The 17541-nt window shown below is 71.0% G+C and carries 11 protein-coding genes; 1 reads left to right on the top strand and 10 read right to left on the bottom strand.

Annotation, left to right across the window (positions count from 1 at the left end):
• From ABZ493_RS12160 to ABZ493_RS12195, 8 genes are all read right to left on the bottom strand, one after another.
• Nucleotides 1-227 (bottom strand): NAD(P)-binding protein (locus ABZ493_RS12160; RefSeq protein WP_430582427.1); only part of this gene is annotated, 227 nt, incomplete at its 3' end.
• Nucleotides 220-2472: a glycosyltransferase gene (locus tag ABZ493_RS12165; protein ID WP_430582428.1), complete on the bottom strand. Its 2253-nt coding sequence runs from the start codon at nucleotides 2470-2472 to the stop codon at nucleotides 220-222. The genes ABZ493_RS12160 and ABZ493_RS12165, both read right to left, overlap by 8 nt.
• Nucleotides 2473-2539: 67 nt before the next feature.
• On the bottom strand, nucleotides 2540-3871 hold the full coding sequence (locus ABZ493_RS12170; RefSeq protein ID WP_430582429.1) for a hypothetical protein: 1332 nt from the start codon (nucleotides 3869-3871) through the stop codon (nucleotides 2540-2542).
• A 113-nt stretch (nucleotides 3872-3984) separates the two neighbouring features.
• A complete protein-coding gene (gene wecC, locus ABZ493_RS12175; RefSeq protein WP_430582430.1) occupies nucleotides 3985-5229 on the bottom strand; it encodes a UDP-N-acetyl-D-mannosamine dehydrogenase in 1245 nt (414 codons plus the stop codon).
• A 15-nt stretch (nucleotides 5230-5244) separates the two neighbouring features.
• The gene (locus ABZ493_RS12180) at nucleotides 5245-7137 is read right to left on the bottom strand and encodes a glycosyltransferase (protein ID WP_430582431.1); all 1893 of its coding nucleotides are present in this window, start codon (nucleotides 7135-7137) and stop codon (nucleotides 5245-5247) included.
• 240 nt (nucleotides 7138-7377) lie between these two features.
• A complete protein-coding gene (locus ABZ493_RS12185) occupies nucleotides 7378-9459 on the bottom strand; it encodes a phosphoadenylyl-sulfate reductase (protein WP_430582432.1) in 2082 nt (693 codons plus the stop codon).
• A gap of 218 nt (nucleotides 9460-9677) precedes the next feature.
• Entirely contained in the window at nucleotides 9678-11141 is a 1464-nt protein-coding gene (locus tag ABZ493_RS12190) for an NCS2 family permease (protein WP_430582433.1), read from the bottom strand.
• Nucleotides 11142-11237: 96 nt separating this feature from the next.
• Nucleotides 11238-12746, bottom strand: coding sequence for a sugar transferase (locus ABZ493_RS12195; RefSeq protein ID WP_430582434.1), 1509 nt, complete (start codon nucleotides 12744-12746; stop codon nucleotides 11238-11240).
• 247 nt (nucleotides 12747-12993) lie between these two features.
• On the opposite strand from ABZ493_RS12195, the gene ABZ493_RS12200 reads away from it, so the two are divergent.
• A complete protein-coding gene (locus ABZ493_RS12200) occupies nucleotides 12994-13251 on the top strand; it encodes a DUF2530 domain-containing protein (protein ID WP_430582435.1) in 258 nt (85 codons plus the stop codon).
• Between the two features lie 3 nt (nucleotides 13252-13254).
• Here ABZ493_RS12200 and ABZ493_RS12205 read toward each other — a convergent pair whose 3' ends face one another.
• Nucleotides 13255-16521, bottom strand: a complete 3267-nt coding sequence (locus ABZ493_RS12205; RefSeq protein WP_430582436.1) for an ATP-binding protein — start codon at nucleotides 16519-16521, stop codon at nucleotides 13255-13257.
• Nucleotides 16518-17468, bottom strand: coding sequence for a DUF3027 domain-containing protein (locus tag ABZ493_RS12210; protein ID WP_430582437.1), 951 nt, complete (start codon nucleotides 17466-17468; stop codon nucleotides 16518-16520). Before ABZ493_RS12210 ends, ABZ493_RS12205 begins: the two co-directional genes overlap by 4 nt.
• Nucleotides 17469-17541: the final 73 nt, after the last annotated feature.

The following is a 17541-nucleotide window of genomic DNA, read 5'->3' on the forward strand; positions in this document are numbered from 1 at the left end:
GACGTGAACCGGTTGACGTACTCCCACACCCGCTCGTTCGACGTGTGGAACAGGTGCGCCCCGTACCGGTGCACCTCGATCCCCGTGTCCGGGTCGGTCTCGCTGTACGCGTTGCCGCCCAGATGGTCACGACGGTCGATCATGAGCACCTTGCGCCCCTGCTCGGCCATCCGCTCCGCGACGGTCAGGCCGAACAGCCCGGTACCGACGACGACGAGGTCAACCATTGGTGCCACGCCCCTTTCCGCGGACGAGACGCGCAAGCTTCGTCGGAACGTAGGTCATCGCACGACCGACTCGCCACGTCTCCGAGGCACGAATCTCATCAATCTTGGCCTTGTGGCGGTCGATCTCCCGCTCCAACTTGCGCATCTGCCTCACGAGCTCGTCCTCATCGTCCCGTGCAGCCACGTACTCCACCTTGTGGGACTTAGTGCCCCCTTCGCTGGCCTGGACAAAGGCGATGTCCCAGTAGGAGCCCGAACCGTGCTCCAACGAATGCCGAATCATTCCGAGCATCGCCCGTTCCTTCGGCTGGGTAAAGAAATCCAGCGGCTTGTCGGAAACTCCAAGCTCTGGAAGCCAGTCCGTGACCAAAGTCTTGTAGAAATCTTCCCGAGCATCCGCAGGGAGGTTGTTCAGGTGCCAGAGCAACAGGTGGAGACTGTAGTTGACAAACTTGCGCTGAAGCTGCGGGTAAATACCGCTGCGCATCAGTTGTTCCCGAATCGCGAGCAGGGCCCGGTATGCATTGTCGGGAGACTTCGTCGTCGAGTTCGAGATCGACGTGCTCACGTTCCTCCGGTGCGATATGAGCTCCTCGTCAAGGATCGTGATCCGATCGCAGCACACGAGCGCGGAGTAGACGAAGTAGGCGTCATTGGTTGACGTCAACTCCTGGAAGCGGAGACCAGTGTTCAGGAGGTAGGTCCGCAAGAACAGCTTGTCCCACGGCCAGCCCACGAACGTAAAGAACGGGTTGGCAGAAATCTGCATCCCTGAGAACGGGCGGTGCTTGGGCAGGTCCTTGATCTTGACGGCATGCCGGATCGGGCTGGTCTTGCCGGACTCCGTATCGAGATTGCGCGACCGGAACACGCAGATCGACGCGCGATCCGCCTTCGCCTTGCCGTAGGCCCTACCGAGCATGCCCCGATCGAACACGTCGTCTGCGTCCAGGAAGGCGACGTACTCCCCCTGCGCGTGCTCAAGCCCGAGATTGCGCGCGGCACCGGCGCCCTGGTGCTCCTGCGTCATGAGGATCACACGGTCGTACGGGTCAGACTCGGCGAAGTCCTGGAGGTACTCGAGCGAGCCGTCGGTCGAGCCGTCATCGACAAGGATGACCTCGACGTCGCGCAGCGACTGGTTTCGCAGCGACGCAAGGCACTCCTTCAGGTAGGGCATGGCGTTGTAGACAGGCATCACCACCGACACTCGAATCCGCCACTGCTCATACTGATAGAAGTACTCGTCCGGGTCCCGCATGATCCACTGGACGCGGTTCCACTCGCCGACGCCGAAGGCGGACTGGATCAGCGCCCCGCGCTCGTTATCCTCCTTCAACACCTCCGAGACCATCCTGCAGAACTCCCGGCGCAGACCGGGCGCGAGCCGCTTCATGGTGAAGTCGATGTTATGCCAACGCTTGAGCCCGTATACACCGGTGAACCTCTCAGCGAGCTCGGGTCGCTGGAGCAGCCACTCGCGAATCCAGTCGTACTCCTGCAACGCGACGTCGGCCTTGCCCGTCGACTTTACCGAAGAGTTCGGGTTGTCACGACGGTTCTCGTAGAACACATCGTTGATGTACATGATCCGACGTGCCTGGCACATCGTCTGGAAGAAGAACCCGTTGTCCTGATACGAGGCGCCAGGGGTCTCGTGGTGCCAGATGTCGTTCTCGAGGAGGAACTCGCGCCTGTAGATCCCGCACCAGGTGTTCATCGGGTAGCGGAAGACCGCGATCCGCTCACCCGGGTCGATCACCTCGCCGTAGACGGACGTGTCGTTGACGCACGGCACGACCACATCCGTCCGGTGCTCTTCGGCTCCGCGGAACCGCAGGTAGTCGGCCTTGACGATGTCTAGGTCGTGCTCGTTTCCCGCCTGCCACAAGGTCTCGAACATCGCGGGTCGCACGACGTCGTCGGGCTCCAGGATCCCGATGTAGTCACCGGTCGCATGCCGGAGCGCAACGTTCATCGCGACGCCGTACCCAGCGTTCTCCTGAGTGATGACCTTCAGGCGGTCGCCATGGGCCTCCGCGTAGCGCCGCAGGATGGTCGGGCTGGAGTCGGTCGAACCATCATCAACGCAGATGATCTCTAGGTCGGCCATCGTCTGTTCGATGAGGCTGTCGAGGGCAGCCTGGAGGTACGGCTCGACGTTGAACACAGGAACCAGTACCGAGACACGCGGACGGCCGGGATCGTGATCGGTCGCTACCGGAGTGTTCTTACGGTCGGTCATCGAATCAGGTTCCTATCTTCGCAGTTTGCTGAATGAAGCTGTCGGGAGCGGCATGAGGGATCGTCTGTCATGCGGCGACCCGTGTCTCGGTGATTGCGAGCGCTGCGCGAGCAGCGCCTTGCGGGACCTTCCGCTCGCGAATCGCATCACGCAGTTCGTCGGTGCGACCGCCCGCCATCATCTCGGCGATGGCGCGGCCAAGCCCTTCGGCACCATGGGCCACCAGGCCAAGACCCGCCTCAACGACGGCACGCGCGCGCTTCTCCTGGTCGTCCATCAGGGTCGTGGCACTGGGCAGGTAGACCCCTGGAGTGCTGGTGTGCAGATTCTCGTGTACAGAGTTGTACCCGGCGCCAGTGACCGTGTAGTCCCACGCCGCTGAGACGTCGACGAGGGGGAATTTGCCCTCGATCGTCATTGCGTCGGCTGCCACGGAGCGGGGTAGCAGCGGTGACCGCACTACCACTGGCACGATGTCGCCGGCGCCCCTGATCGCCTTCACCGCAGCGATCGTTGCCGTTCCGTCGGTGTTGCCTCCGGAGACCTGGACCAGCGCGTACCTTCGGGACGGGTCCAGACCCAAGGTCGCCAACGCGTTCTCTCGCGACTCCCGCTGACTAGGTGCCAGCGAGACCGGGTCGGTCCAGGTCGCATCGCGGAACGGCTCGGGGGCCGTCGCTCGAGTCTCCGCGACGTCTGCCGGGACCACGACGCCACTGACATGTTCCCTCCACGCCTCGACCTGGGCGAGGTCGGAATCCTCACGCCAGAGCCCTCGGCGCACCCAGACGAGAGGCACGTCCGCGTACTCGGCGACATCGGTGAGGGCGGGGTATACCCAAGTCCCATCGAAGGCGATCACGTCGACCGGATGCTCTGCCATGTCGCTCAAGAGGCGGCGCGCGAACTGCCGGCGCCAGCGATCGATGCCACCGTTCGTCGTGGCCGGGCTCGGGAAATATTCGACGGGGAACCCTGCGTCTCGGACCGTCGCGGCCGCCGTCGAGAGAGTCAGGATCCGCCCGGTGAGCTGACCTCGGGAGTGCCGGATGATGGCCGAACAGCGCGCAATGTGTCCCATACCGCCGCCGTTGCTCGTCACGAAGAGGACCCGCGGCACGTCCGACGTTGCGGTCCGCGCCTCCCCTCCCGGCCGGAACCACGCGAGTCCGGCCGTGGTCGCAGCTACCTCGCGCGTCGTCCGCTCGATCCGCGCCAGGGACAACTCCTGGTGGTACTCATGGCGAGAGGCCTTTGCCCGCGTGCTCTCGACGGACGCCTCGACGCGCTCGATCCGCCGCAGTGTCCGGCGCTCGGAGCGTGCGATCAGCACGCCGCTCACCACCGCCGTGCTCAGCGCGACCGCGACGAGTGCTCCCAGAACCGCGACAAACACCACCCACGGGCGGGGACGCACGACAGCGGCAGTCGCGCAAGCCGCCCCTGCCAATGCCGCGACGAGTGCCACTCCGGCGAGCAGCCACCGCTGCCGGCGCGCACCGAAAAGTAGCCTCACCGCAGCACGCCTCGGGTGTCGATGATCCGTGCGTCGGTCAATGGGTTCCGGAGGCGCTCTCGGAAGGTGCTGTGGTCGACGAGGATGACGACCGCGTCCGCGACCGCAAGAGCAGTCTCGAGGTCTTCGAGCTGCACGTTGATCTTCTCGCCCAGGGCCGCGGGCAGGGTTCCGACATGGGGTTCGACGGCGAAGATCTCGGCGCCGGGGAGCCGGCATGCCAGATCCGCGACGATCGCCACCGCTGGCGACTCGCGCAGGTCATCGATGTCTGCCTTGAACGACAGGCCGAGAGCGGCGATGGTCGGCGACTCGATCCCTTCGACAGCGTCGAGCACCTTGTCCACCACCCAGTGCGGCTTGCTGTCATTGACAATCCGCGCGGTCCGGACGAGCCGGGCTTCTTCGGGCGCAGCATCGACGAGGAACCACGGGTCCACGGCGATGCAATGGCCGCCCACGCCCGGGCCGGGCTGCAGGATGTTTACGCGCGGGTGGTGATTGGCCAGACGGATAAGCTCCCACACGTCCACGCCGACCTTGTCGGCGATGACGGAGAGCTCGTTGGCGAAGGCGATGTTGACGTCGCGGAACGAGTTCTCGACCAGCTTGGCCATCTCCGCGGTGGTGGAGTCCGTGAGGAGGATCTCGCCCTGGCAGAAGACGGTGTACAGCTCCTTCGCCATCTCCGCCGCCTCGGGCGTGAGCCCGCCGACGATGCGGTCGTTGGTGACCAGCTCGATCATCACGCGACCGGGCAGCACACGCTCCGGGCAGTGCGCCACGTGGATCTGGGGGCGACCGTCCGAGCCATCCAGGGAGAGGTCGGGGCGAGCCTCGAGGACCCACTCCGCCATCTTGCGGGTCGCGCCCGGAGGCGACGTCGACTCGAGGATGAGGAGCTCGCCGCCTTGCAGCACGGGTGCCACGGCACGAGCTGCCGCCGCGATGTAGGAGAGATCCGGCTCGTGGTCCCCCTGGAACGGAGTAGGCACAGCGATGATGAAGGCATCAGCGTGCTCCGGAGCGTCCGTCGCGCGCAGGGTCCCGTGCTGCACCGCCCCGGCGACGTAGGTCGCCAGGTCCGGCTCGACGAACGGCACGTCCCCGCGGTTGACCGCCTCGACCGTGGTCGGGTTGACGTCCACGCCGACGACCTTGACGTCCTTCGACGCCAGGATCGCCGCGGTCGGCAGGCCGATGTACCCCAGCCCGACCACGCACACCGTGTTGATACCCATGCCGTACAACCCTCGTCAGACAAGAACGTGCCGGTCGGCACGCCCGTAGCAGATGACGTCGCCGGCTGCGAGCAGCTCGGCGTCGGTGACGGTCCAGGTGTGCCGCCCCTCCCCGGAGCGCACCTGGACGAAGTTGAACCGGTCCGCGGAGTAGATCCGCGCCCCGGCGTCCACGGCCCTGTGCAGGAAGGTCGTGTCTTCGCCTCGTGTTACCTCGCCGAAACGCGCGCCCGTGGCAACCGACCGACGCGCGACGATCGTAGGTCCCATGACGAAGTCTGTGAACCGGTGCTCCCGGTCGGGAAAGCGCAGAATCGTCGCGTCGTGGCCCTCGAGGTACATGTAGTGCGCCTGCTTGCCCACGACGTCGGCGCCGCTGTAGTCCAGCGCGTACAGCTGGTCGGAGAGGTACTGCGGCCCGTACAGGTCGTCGTCGTCCAGCTTGGCGACCACGTCCCCGTCCGCGGCGTCGACGAGCCGGTTGAGGCACGCCCCCAGCGGGACGTCGCTCCCCGCGTGCAGCAGCACGACGTCGTCGACCCCGGCCTCCTTGGCGCGCACGCGCAGGTCCGCCTCGTCCACCTCGAAGCCGTGCGTCAGCAGCGCGAGCTGCACCTGCACACCCTCCTGCGCGCCGACGGTGCGCAGCACGTCGTCGAGCCGGTGCGGGCGGTTCGTGGACACGAGCGCGGTGACGCTCGGCCGCACCGCCTCCGCCGACGGCGCGAGGGCGACGTCGTGCAGGACGCGCTGCACGCGCGAGCCGTAGGTGTGCTCGCGCCAGATGCGCCGCTGCCCGAGGTGGACGGCGCGGTCGCGCAGCTCGGGCGAGCGCACGAGCGCACGCACCGTGTCCGCGGCCTCGGCCCGCGTCGTGACGGCGAAGACCTCGTCCGCGGGGAAGAACTCCCCCGTCGCGGCGCTGGGCGCTGTCACGACCGGCGTGCCGCAGGCGGTGATCTCGAAGATCCGTCGCGCGCACATGCTCGGCGAGTCCACCACCGAGTTCACGTTCAAGAACACCTTGTAGTCGCGGTACGCGGTGAGCATCTGCGCGTAGTCGAGCGACCCCACGACGCGGGACGCGAACGGCTCCGGGAACTCGTACTGGTCACCCTGCCCGCGGAACCGCGAGAAGATCTCGAGCCCTGTGGCCATGCGCGGCGAGACGTCCAGCGCACCGCCCAGCAGCATCTCCGCCTGCTCCCGGCGCTCCGGGTACTTGTGCGCGAACCACGTGCCGGCGAACGCGACGTCACGCCCAGGGCCGTCACCATGCGTGCGCACCGGGTTGTGGATCGCGGGCTGCGCGCCGAACTCGAGCACACCCACGCGGTCGTGGCCCAGCCGCTCCCGGTACGCGTCGAGGCGACCGACGTCGGTCGTGTAGACCCGGTCGAACAGCGCAGCCGTCTCCACGAAGTCCTCGAAGTGGACCGGGTCCTCCTTGTTCCAGAAGACCGTGGGGATACCGCGCTCGCGCGCGGCGTCGAGCATCTCCACCAGCGCGGGCCGCGGGGCCGACGTGCCGGTGAGGTGGTACTGCCACGCGCCGCCGTTGCCGCGCCACGCGGACTCCACGAACACCAGATCCAGCCCGTCGAGCTGATCGCGCCACGACGACGGCTCGAGGAGCACCTGCTCCCACTCGTAGCCGAAGGCGAGGCGGGAGAAGTCGTCCAGGATCACGCCGGCCCGCAGCGCGCGGGACGGGTCGCGGCGCGGCATCGTCCACGGGTCGAAGGTGAGGCCGTCGCTCGTCACCCGGCCGGCGCCCGACCGCTGCTCCCCCATCGCCCGACGTCGCCGCACGAACGCCTTCAGCTGGGCCGGGCCACCGTGGCGCAGGTGCCAGGCGGCCTTCCGGACGGTCGTCAACGACCACCGGCGATCGGCTCGTGCGGGCATGCGTTCAGTCCTTGGTCGGGGGCGGGCGCGCTCCTCGTCGGAGAAGGCTTCCCGGTCGCCGTCGAGCACTCTCCGACGGCCGGGGCAATGGTAGCGGGAACACGCCCGTACACCGCACCGGATGTTCACGGTTCGGTCACGGCCAGCCGCGGAAATCCGCCGGAACGGGGCAGAAGCCGCAGACCGTTTTCACCCGCTCGCGCCGACGCCGGCGCAGGGCCGCCCGCCCCACGTCGTCGGTCAGAGTCGGGGCGTGGTGCCTCCGACCGCGGACGCCGTGACAGCGGTCTCCTCTCGGCCGCTCTGACCTCGGTCGCGCGGCCCCCTCCATTCCGAGCGCGCCGGGATCTTTGTCAGATCGACCCGGTGTGCGAATCGCCGCGCGACGTCCTGCACCTCTTCCATGAGGCCCGCGTTCAAGGTGATCGGATCGAGCCCCAGGTGCAGGAACCTGTCGTGGGCGACGTGCAGGTCGTTCTCATCGGCCTCGAGCCGCGGATTGGGGACGTTCTCCACCGGGGCGCCGGTGCGCTCCCCGATCAGGCGTGCCAGGTCGCGCACGCGGTGGGTCTCCGTCATCTGGTTGAAGATCGCGACCCGGTCACCGGGCTCGGGAGCGTTCTCGAGCGCGAGCTGGATACATCGCACGGTGTCCTGGATGTGGATGAAGGCGCGCGTCTGACCACCTGTCCCGTGAACCGTCAACGGATGGCCGACGGCCGCCTGCATGAGGAACCTGTTGAGGACCGTGCCGTAGTCGCCGTCGTAGTCGAAACGGTTGATCAGACGTTCGTCGAGCTTGGTCTCCGCCGTCTGCGTGCCCCACACGATGCCCTGATGGAGGTCCGTGACGCGCACGCGATCGTTCTTGTTGTAGAAGAAGAACAGCAGCTGATCCTGCGTCTTCGTCATGTGGTAGACGCTGCCCGGATTCGCCGGATAGAGGATCTCGTTGTCGACGAGCTCTCCCTCGGCCACCTCCACCTTGACCTTCAGGTACCCCTCGGGGATCTGCATCCCCGCGGTCCCGTACCCGTACACGCCCATGGTCCCCAGATGCGCGACGTGGATGTCCAGGCCGCTCTCGACGATCGCCGCCAGGAGGTTGTGGGTCGCATTGATGTTGTTGGTCACCGTGTACCGCTTGTGCTGGCTGCTCTTCATCGAGTACGGCGCCGCACGCTGCTCGGCGAAGTGGACGACGGCGTCCGGCCGCCATTCGAGAAGCAGCGTCAGCAGCCGGTGATAGTTGACCGCGACGTCGAAGTTGTGGAACTCGATCCGCCGGCCCGACACCTCCTCCCACGCTCGCAAGCGCTCGCCGAGAGGCCGGATCGGCGTCAGCGACTCCACCTCGAGCTCGATGTCGATGTTCCGTCGGGAGAGGTTGTCCACGATGGCCACCTCGTGGCCGATCGCGGAGAGATGCAGTGCGGTCGGCCAACCACAGAAGCCGTCGCCGCCGAGTACCAGGACCTTCATCGGTTTCCTCTCGTGGGCGCCGGGCCGGAGCCCGCGCTGCTGAACGTCCTGCTGTTGCAGGTCTGCTGAATCGGCTCCGACGACGCGCCCGTTCAGCTCGGCTGCGGCGAAGGCCTCCTCGCCGTTCCGGCCCGGTTGCGCCCGCCCCAGGCGACCGGTCGCGGGGTCGAGATGGATGCCGCACTCCTTGGGCGTGTCCTGCTCCCACCACCACCGCCCGGCACGGACGTCCTCACCTGGCGAGATGGCGCGGGTGCATGGCGCGCAGCCGACGCTCGGGTAGCCCTGGTCATGGAGCGCGTTGTACGGCACGGAGTGGTCCTTGATGTAGGCCCACACCTCGTCCGACGTCCAGTCGACCATCGGGTTGAACTTGTGGATGCCGTAGCCGTCGTCCCACGAGGTGAGCGGAAGGTCCGCGCGGCCCGTGCCCTGGCCACGCCGCAACCCGGTGAGCCAGGCGCGCTTCCCCGCGAGAACCCGAGCGAGCGGGTGGACCTTGCGGATCGCGCAGCACTCCTTGCGCATCTCCACGCTGTCATAGAAAGCGTTGGGCCCGTTCTTGGTGACCCAGTCCTGCACCTCGTCCTGGTCCGGGTACACCATCGTGACGACGGCCCCGTACCGCTGTCGGACGTTCTGCGCGGTGCGATACGTCTCCTCCGGAAGGCGCCCGGTGTCGAGACTGATGATCTGGATGTCGAGCTTCTCGCGCACGATCAGGTCCGTCAGGACCATCGACTCCGGGCCGAAGGCGTTCGCCAATACCGCCGGTCGAAAGTCGTGCTCGATCTCTCGGAGGCGTTCGAGCGTCCGCTCGAGCGCGGCCTCGTACTCCACGCGAAGATCCCTTCGTCGAAAAGGACGGGCGATCGCTGCGGACGAGCTCCAGACTATTCGGAGCCCCGCACCATGGTGACGCAGGACACACGATCCGTCGACCCTGGCGAGGGACGACCGGCGCCTTCGGTGGGAACGGGTTCATCGGGCACGACGACGGCCCCGGCCGGTCGTGGAGACCGTGCCGGGGCCGTCGGTGCGACGCCGTCAGACGAGCGTCAGAGACCCAGCGCCATCTGGATGGGCTCGAGCGTGAAGTACACGAGGAACATGGCCGCGGCGACCCACATGAGCGCGTGGATCTGGCGCACCTTGCCGAGCGCGAGCTTGATGATGACGAACGCGATGAAGCCGGCGCCGATGCCGTCGGCGATGGAGTACGTGAACGGCATGATGATGATGGTGAGGAACGCGGGGATCGCGATCTCCACGTTGCGCCACGAGATGCCCGCGACCTGCGCCATCATCAGGTAGCCCACGAAGACGAGGGCGGGCGCCGCGGCCTCGTAGGGCACCAGCGCGACGATCGGCGACAGGAACGTCGCGAGCAGGAACAGGGCGCCGGTGACCACGGCGGCGAGGCCGGTGCGCGCGCCGGCGCCGACGCCCGTCGTCGACTCCACGTACGCGGTGTTGGACGACGTGCTGCCGACACCGCCGAGGACCGCGGCGAGCGAGTCGGCCACGAGGATGGCGCGGGTGCGCGGCGGGTTGCCGTCCTTGTCGAGCAGCTTGCCCTCGGCGCCGACGGCGACCATCGTGCCCATCGTGTCGAAGAAGTCCGCGATGAGCAGCGAGAAGACGAGGAGGACCACGGACACGGCCGCGATGTTCTGGAACGAGCCCAGCAGGGAGAACTGGCCGATCAGGCCGAGGTCCGGCGTCGTGACCACGCCCGAGAACGTGGGCGCGTTGAGGTTGAAGCCGTCCGGGTTCTCCGCGCTCTTGGCGCCGATGTGGAGCGTGTTCTCCAGCACGACGGCGAGCGCCGTCGCCGTGACGATCGCGACCAGCATGGCGCCGCGCACCTTGCGCACGAACAGGACGATGGTGAGCACGAGGCCGACGATGAACACGAGCATCGGCCAGGTGCCGAGGTTGCCGAGCGTGACGATCGTGCCCTCGCCGGGCACGACGAAGCCGGCGTTGACGAGGCCGACCAGCGCGATGAACATGCCGATGCCGACGCTGATCGCCGTCTTGAGCTCCACGGGCACGGCGTTGAACACGGCCTCGCGGAACCCGGTGAGCACGAGGATCAGGATGATGATGCCCTCGATCACCACGAGCCCCATGGCGTCGGCCCAGGTGACGTTCGGCAGGCCGGCGATCGAGTACGCGACGACGGCGTTGAGGCCGAGGCCGGCGGCCAGGCCCAGGGGGTAGTTCGCGAAGACGCCCATGAGGAGCGTCGCGACGCCGGCGATCAGCGCCGTGGCCGCGGCGACCATGCCGAGCGACTCCGGCGTGGCCTCGGTGCCGCCGCCGAGCACCTGGCCCGTGCCGTCGGGCACCGTGCCGATGATCAGCGGGTTGAGCACGATGATGTAGCTCATCGCGAAGAAGGTCACCAGACCGCCGCGGATCTCCGCGCCGATGGTGGAGCCTCGCTCGGTGATCTTGAAGAAGCGGTCGATCGCGCTCAGCTCGCCCTGCGGCGGCGCGGTGGTCTGGTTCGCCATGGGCAGAATCGTGCCAGATCCTGTGAAGGACTCCTGCACGGAAACCGCGTGGTGACGCGGATTTCACACCGGGGACGCGCGACGGGCGAGGTCGGGTCAGTACGCGCCCCGCCCCGTGACCACGGCCTTCGCGGTGCGGGCGAGGATGAGCAGGTCGCCGAAGACGGTCCAGTTCTCGGCGTAGAAGACGTCGAGCCGCACGCCCTCCTCCCACGACAGGTCGGACCGTCCGCCCACCTGCCACAACCCGGTGAGGCCGGGCTTGACGCGCAGCCGGCGCCGCACGCGCGCCTCGTACTGCGACACTTCCGACGGCAGCGGGGGCCGCGGGCCGACGAGCGACATCTGCCCGGCGAGCACGTTGAACAGCTGCGGCAGCTCGTCGAGGGAGAGGCGGCGCAGCACCCGCCCGACGGGGGTGACGCGGGGGTCGTCGCGCAGCTTGAACAGGACGCCGGACCCGTCGCTGGGCCCGGCGAGCACGGTCTGCTCCCGGTCGGCGCCGTGGCGCATGCTGCGGAACTTCAGCATCTCGAAGGTGCGGCCGTCGCGACCCACCCGGTCCTGGCGGAACAGGACGGGGCCGCTGCTGGTGACCCGCACCAGCGTGGCCACGACCGCGATCACGGGCAGCAGGAGCAGGGTGATGAGCGCTGCACCCGTCCAGTCGACGACGGACTTGAGCACGTATCGCGGCCCGGTGAAGCGGGGGGCGTCGACGTGCAGCAGGGACACCGACTGCTCGGGGGTGACGGTGATGCGCGGTCCCGCGACGTCGGCGAGCTCGGCGGTGAGCATGAGGTCCACGCCCGCGGGCTCGAGCTCCCAGCCGAGCCGGCGCACGACGTCGGCGGTGATCGCGTCCGACCCGCTGACCGCGACGCAGTCGGCGCCCACCTGGGCCGCCATCGTGCCTGCGGTGCGCAGGTCGCCCAGCACGGGGACGCCGAGGATCTCCTCGCCGGGGCGCACGTCGTCGGACGTCGGCACGCACACGCCGACGACGCGGTAGCCGGAGGGGCGGTCGTTGAGCTCGTGCACGAGCCGCTCCACCTGCTCGCGCATCCCCACCGCGAGGACGAGCGTGACGCACCCGCCCTGGAGGCGCTGCCGGTGCAGCCACCCGCGGCACAGCCACCGCCCGCACAGGAGCGCGACCACGCCGGTGGGCACCGCGACCAGCAGGAACGTCGAGATCCCGGGCCGCGCGAGCAGCAGGGCCAGCAGCGCGAGCGGGGCCACGAGCCGCCACGACGCGTCGAAGACCCGCTGGTACTCCGCCGGCCCGGACGCGAACACCCGCACGTCGTAGGCACGGCCGGCCCACAGGCTGCCGAGCCACGCCGTCACGAGCACGACGACGCACAGCACCTGGTCGCCCAGCACGGACGGGGTGGCGTGCTGGGCGACGGCGGCGCCCCGCACGACGGCGGCGGCCAGGGCCGCGACCACCACCACGACGACGTCGGTGCGGACGAGGCGGCGCCGGTACGCCGTCTGCCACGAGCCGGTGCGGAAGGAGTCCCGCACCTCCTTGAGCCGGGCCGCACGGAGGGCGGCGGTGCGCGACCGGAGAGGCTGGCCGATGTCCGGGATCGTGATCACGGCGGCCTCCTCTCCCGGGTCCGGCACCGCGCCCTGTGCGCGGCGGCGTCACCAAGGTAGGAGCGACACGACCTTTCCCGAGACCCTTTCGAGGGCCTTTCACCCCGCCTTTCACCCGACCCGTTTTTCACCCGCTGACCTGCGGTTTCACCCGCATTTCAGCCGGCCTCCGGCGTCACGGGCAGGGTGCCCGGGACGACTGCCGCCGCAGGCCACCGTCGCCTGCCCCGCGGCATAGGATGGGCCGGTGCCCTCGCTCGTCCGCCTGCTGACCCATCCCGAGGAGCGCCGTCCCGGTCCCCCGCCGCTGCGCGTGGACCTGCGGCGCGTGCTGCTCGGCGGCATCGCCCTGTGGGCGGTGGCCCTCGTCGCGACGGCCGTCGTGTACGCGATGGGCGACGCGACCGAGGAGGCCGTCGTCACGTGCGTGGCCGGCATCGTCCTCGGCGGCGCGGGCCTGCTGTGGGAGCGCAAGCACCGCGGCGAGTACCGCGGCGAGGACTGAGGATCAGCCCCAGGCCGTCGTGACCCACAGCTCGGCGGCGCGCTCCGGCGCCGCGAGCACGGTGGCCAGCAGCGCACAGCGGTCGGGCCTGCCGAGGACGTCGGCCAGCGCGGCGGCGAGCCCGGCCCGGTCGGTGGCGTGCGCCCGGCCGTCGGCGTCCACCCACCACGGCACGGGGCTGCCGGCCACGGACAGCCGGCCGTGCTCGAACCAGACCGCGGGCAGCCGCGGGTCGAGGGCCGCGACGCGCTCGTCGAGCCGCCGTTCCTGGCCCGGCCCGTCGGGCGCGGGCAGGCCGTCCTCCCCCACGACCGGCAGGTCGAGCAGGTCCGCCACGGCCGCGACCTCGGCCTCGGGCACGGGCAGGACGGCGCCCAGCACGGCCCAGCGCGCCGTGCCGGCCACCTCGACGTCGTCGGCGCGACGCACGACGACGTCGCTCGCGTCGAGCGCGGGCAGCCGGTCCGGCAGGGGGTCGAGCGCGGCCGCCCGGGCGGAGGGCGCGAGCCGCACCGCGAGCCCGGCGAGGCCCCGCCACACACCGAGCGCGGCGGACAGCGGCACCGACGTGCCGACGTCGGGCAGCCGGTCGAGCGCCGCCGGCCAGTCCAGGGGGTCGAGGCGGTCCAGCCCGTCGACGACGCCCAGCGCGCTCCGCACCTCGGGGTCGAGCGCCGCGACGGCGGGCGGCGCCGGCGGCAGCAGCGGCACGCCGTCGTGCGCCGCGAACGGCGCGCCCAGCCGGTCGCGCAGCCACCACGCGGTGTACGACGGCGCCCCGGCCACGGGGGTGACGAGCGCGCGGCGGGCGTCCGGGTCCGCGGCGATCGCGGCGAGCACGTCGGCCCACGGGTCAGGGTGCCCGGAGTCGTCGTCCTCGTCGTCGCCGTCGTCGTGCGCGTCGTCGACGTCCACCGCGTCGAGGTCCGCCACCGCCTCCACGTCCCCGACGTCGACGCTCGGACCGACGCGGTCCGCGAGGAAGCGCACGTAGTCCGCCCAGCCGGACAGCCAGCCGGCCGGGTCGTCGGGGCCGTGCTCGGGCTCGGGGTCCGCGGGGTCGGGGGTGAGGACGTCGGCCACGCGATAGGTGTCGACGTCCGCCCGCACGCCCAGGGCGCGCAGCAGCGGCGCCGGGTAGTACGCGACGGCGGCGCGCGTGACCGGCGCGAGCCCCGGCATCGCCCGGGCCGCCCAGGACCCGGGCAGCACCGCCTCGCGCGCGGGGCGCCACCCGTCCGCCGTGGGCACGGGCAGCTCGCCGAGCCAGAACGGGAAGTCGTGCGCGCCGCCGGGGTGCGCCAGCCGCGCCAGCGCGAGCACGTTCTGCACCACCTCGCGCGGCCCCTCGTCCACCGGCCCCACGAGCGTGGGCGCGGCGACCGTACCCGTGTCCGGCACCTCGGCCGCGCCGTCGAGCAGCGCCTCCGACGCCGCCAGCGCCAGCGCCCGCACCCCCGGGTCGTCGAGCAGCGCGCGCGGGCTGGTCGACGTCGCGCCCGCGCGCACCAGCAGCGGGTGCGCCGCGTCCGGGTGCACGACGCGCACGCCGAGCGTCCGCGCGACGGCCGCCAGCGCGGGGTCGTCGTCGTCCTCCGGCAGCACGACCGTGCCCCGCACGCCGGACGCCGTGCGCCCGTCCGCGAGCGGCACCCGCGCGCCGGCCAGCGCCTCCAGCACCCCCGGGTCGGCGGCGTACGGCTCGAGCGCGTCGCACAGCGCGTACCAGCGCGGGGCGGGCAGCCCGCCCGGCAGGTCGGCGACGACGTCGGCGAGCGTCGTGGGCGTCGCGCCCAGCCGCCGCGCCACACCCTGCTGCGCCGTCGTGAGCGCCACCAGCCCGGGCACGACGCCGGCCAGCACGCCGACGAGCCGCGGGTCGTCACCCGCCGCCCCCACGAGCACCGTCGCGTCGGCGGGGGCGACCCGGGCCGCGACGGGCTCGTCGTCGTCCCGGCCCGGCGTCGTGGGCGGGGCAGGCAGCAGCGGCGCGGAGCGCAACGCGTCCAGCGCGGCGTCGCGGACGGCGGCGTCGAGGTCGCCGGCGGGCATCCCCCCGGGCACGAGGCCGAGCACGTCCGCGCCCCGCTCGGGCGCCAGCCCGGCCAGCAGGTCCGCGTACGCGCGGCCGGCCTCGACCGCGAGGCGGTCCGTCAGCGGCCCCGGCAGCACGCGGCGGCGGCCCGGGTCCACCGGGAACGACGCCACCAGCAGCGCCGGGAACGTCAACGGCACGTCGGTGGGCGTGGGCGCGTGCAGCACGGCGCCGTCGTCGCCGTCGTCCGGGGCGTCGTCGCGCCGCACCGCCCACGCGACCGACCAGCGCGGACGCCGCTGCTCGAGGGGCAGGTCCGTCGTCTCGTCGTCGGCCACGACGCCCGAGCGCCGCAGCACCGCCCACCGGTCGTCGACGTCGGCGAGCACCCGCGACGCGGTCTCCCCGTCGTCGCTGTGAGCGGGCGTCTGGCCCTGTTCCGGGCCCGAGTCGGGGCCAGACGCCCGCTCACAGCACTCGACGGTGACCGAGGCGAGGGCGGGCAGGGCGAGCAGCAGCGCATCGTCGACGGCGTCGAGCTGCGCGCGCACGGACGCCACCGCGTCGTCGTCGCGCAGCACCAGCTCGACGACGGTGGCGAACCCGTCCCCCTCGTCGTCCGCCCCGTCGGGCGCCTCGCCCAGCGCCTGCGCGGGGAACGGCAGGCGCAGCACCGGCAGGTCGTCGCCGCGTCCGTCGACGGCGTCGCGCAGCGCCGAGCCCGCGGGCGCGACGTCGTCGAGCAGGTCGCGCGTCGCCGCGAGGGAGAACCGCACACCGCCGGTCGTGGAGCGCACGGTCGCCTCGTCGGCCACCGCCCGCACCGCGGCGAAGCCGACGCCGAAGCGGCCGACCTCCCCCGGGGTCTCGGAGGCTACGGCCGGCTCGGCCGGCTCGGCCGGTGGGGCCGCCTTCGCCGAGGCGCGCAGCGACGCGAGGGACGCGACGCCGTCGGCCGTCAGCGGCGCGCCCGTGTTGGCGGCGGTGAGGACGGCCATGCCGCGCGGGTCGTCGGCGAGCTCCGTGAGGCGCAGCAGCAGCCGGCCCGGCGCACCGGCACGGGCGGCGGCGTCGGCGGCGTTCTGCGCGAGCTCCACGACCACCCGGTCGCGGTAGTAGCCACGCGCGTGGTCCTCCTCCGCGTTCGCATCCTCCCGGAAGCGCGTGCCCGACCCGAGCCACGCCTCCGTGACCGCGTGCCGCAGCGCGGCGGTCCCGAAGACGTCGCCCGTCACTCGGCGTCGGGGCGCTCGGGAGCGGCGTCCGCCTCCGCGGCGTCGGTCGTGCCGTCGCGGGCCGCGTCGGTGTCGGTGCAGGTATCCGTGGAGGTGTCGGTGTGAGCGTCGGGGCCGGAGCCCGCCGGGGCGTCCGCCGCCGGCGTGCGCGGCGCGACCGTCACGGCCTCCACGCGGAGCTCGTCGATCAGCGGCGCGTCGGCCGGCCAGTCGCTCGGCGGGTGCGGGGCGTCGGTCTCCGAGTGCGCGCCGCAGCCGTGGTCCAGCGAGACGACCTTGCCGTCGTCGGGCGACCACGCGTTGGCGCAGACGCCGAAGAGCTGGCCGAGCGGGCCCTGCAGCGGCACGAGGAAGCCGCACGACGTGCACTCGGCGGGCGACGCGACCGCGCCTGGCGCCGTCGGGCCGCGCGACCCGCGGTACCAGCGCTCGGCGGCCTCGTCGCGACCCTGCGGGGACAGCACGCGCTCGCGCGCGAGGGCGAGCTCGTCGATCGCGACGGAGTCGAGCTCCTCGTCTCCGGTGGCCTTCCAGCCCGGCTCGAGGCGCGGGTCGTCGGCCTTGAAGGGCAGCGTGTCGCCGGGGCCGATGTCGCCAGGGCGCAGCCGCTCGGCCCACGGCAGCCAGGCCGGGGCGAGCAGGGCGTCGTCGCCGGGCAGCAGCTCGACCTCGCACACCGTGGCGACCTTCCCGCGCGGCACGCGCGCGAGCGTCACGGTCCAGTGCCAGCCGCGGTAGCCCGGCATCGTCGCGGCGAACCGGTGGGACATGAGGCGCTCGCCCTCGGCGACGGCGCCCAGGTGCTCGCCGACGTCCGACGGCGAGGAAGCGCCCTCCTGAGCGGCCTCGCGCGCCAGATCGACCGCGCCGAGCAGCACGGCGTCCTTGCGCGCGCGGGAGCTGACCCGCGTCGTGCGTGCGGGTGCGTCAGCGGCAGCGGTCACCATGTCGTCGTCCTCTTCGTGCTCGTCATGTCCTCGTCTCGGGCCCTCGCGTCGGGCGTGGTCGGCGGCCGGAGCG

Origin of the sequence: Isoptericola sp. NPDC019482 (genome assembly GCF_040632295.1) — a bacterium.
GTDB lineage: Bacteria > Actinomycetota > Actinomycetes > Actinomycetales > Cellulomonadaceae > Isoptericola.

Bases quoted from the DNA above. Each gene is read 5' to 3' on its own strand.
- wecC (WP_430582430.1), bottom strand. From the start codon at position 5,229: ATGGGTATCAACACGGTGTGCGTGGTCGGGCTGGGGTACATCGGCCTG.
- ABZ493_RS12165 (WP_430582428.1), bottom strand. From the start codon at position 2,472: ATGACCGACCGTAAGAACACTCCGGTAGCGACCGATCACGATCCCGGC.
- ABZ493_RS12190 (WP_430582433.1), bottom strand. From the start codon at position 11,141: ATGGCGAACCAGACCACCGCGCCGCCGCAGGGCGAGCTGAGCGCGATC.
- ABZ493_RS12210 (WP_430582437.1), bottom strand. From the start codon at position 17,468: ATGGTGACCGCTGCCGCTGACGCACCCGCACGCACGACGCGGGTCAGC.
- ABZ493_RS12180 (WP_430582431.1), bottom strand. From the start codon at position 7,137: ATGCCCGCACGAGCCGATCGCCGGTGGTCGTTGACGACCGTCCGGAAG.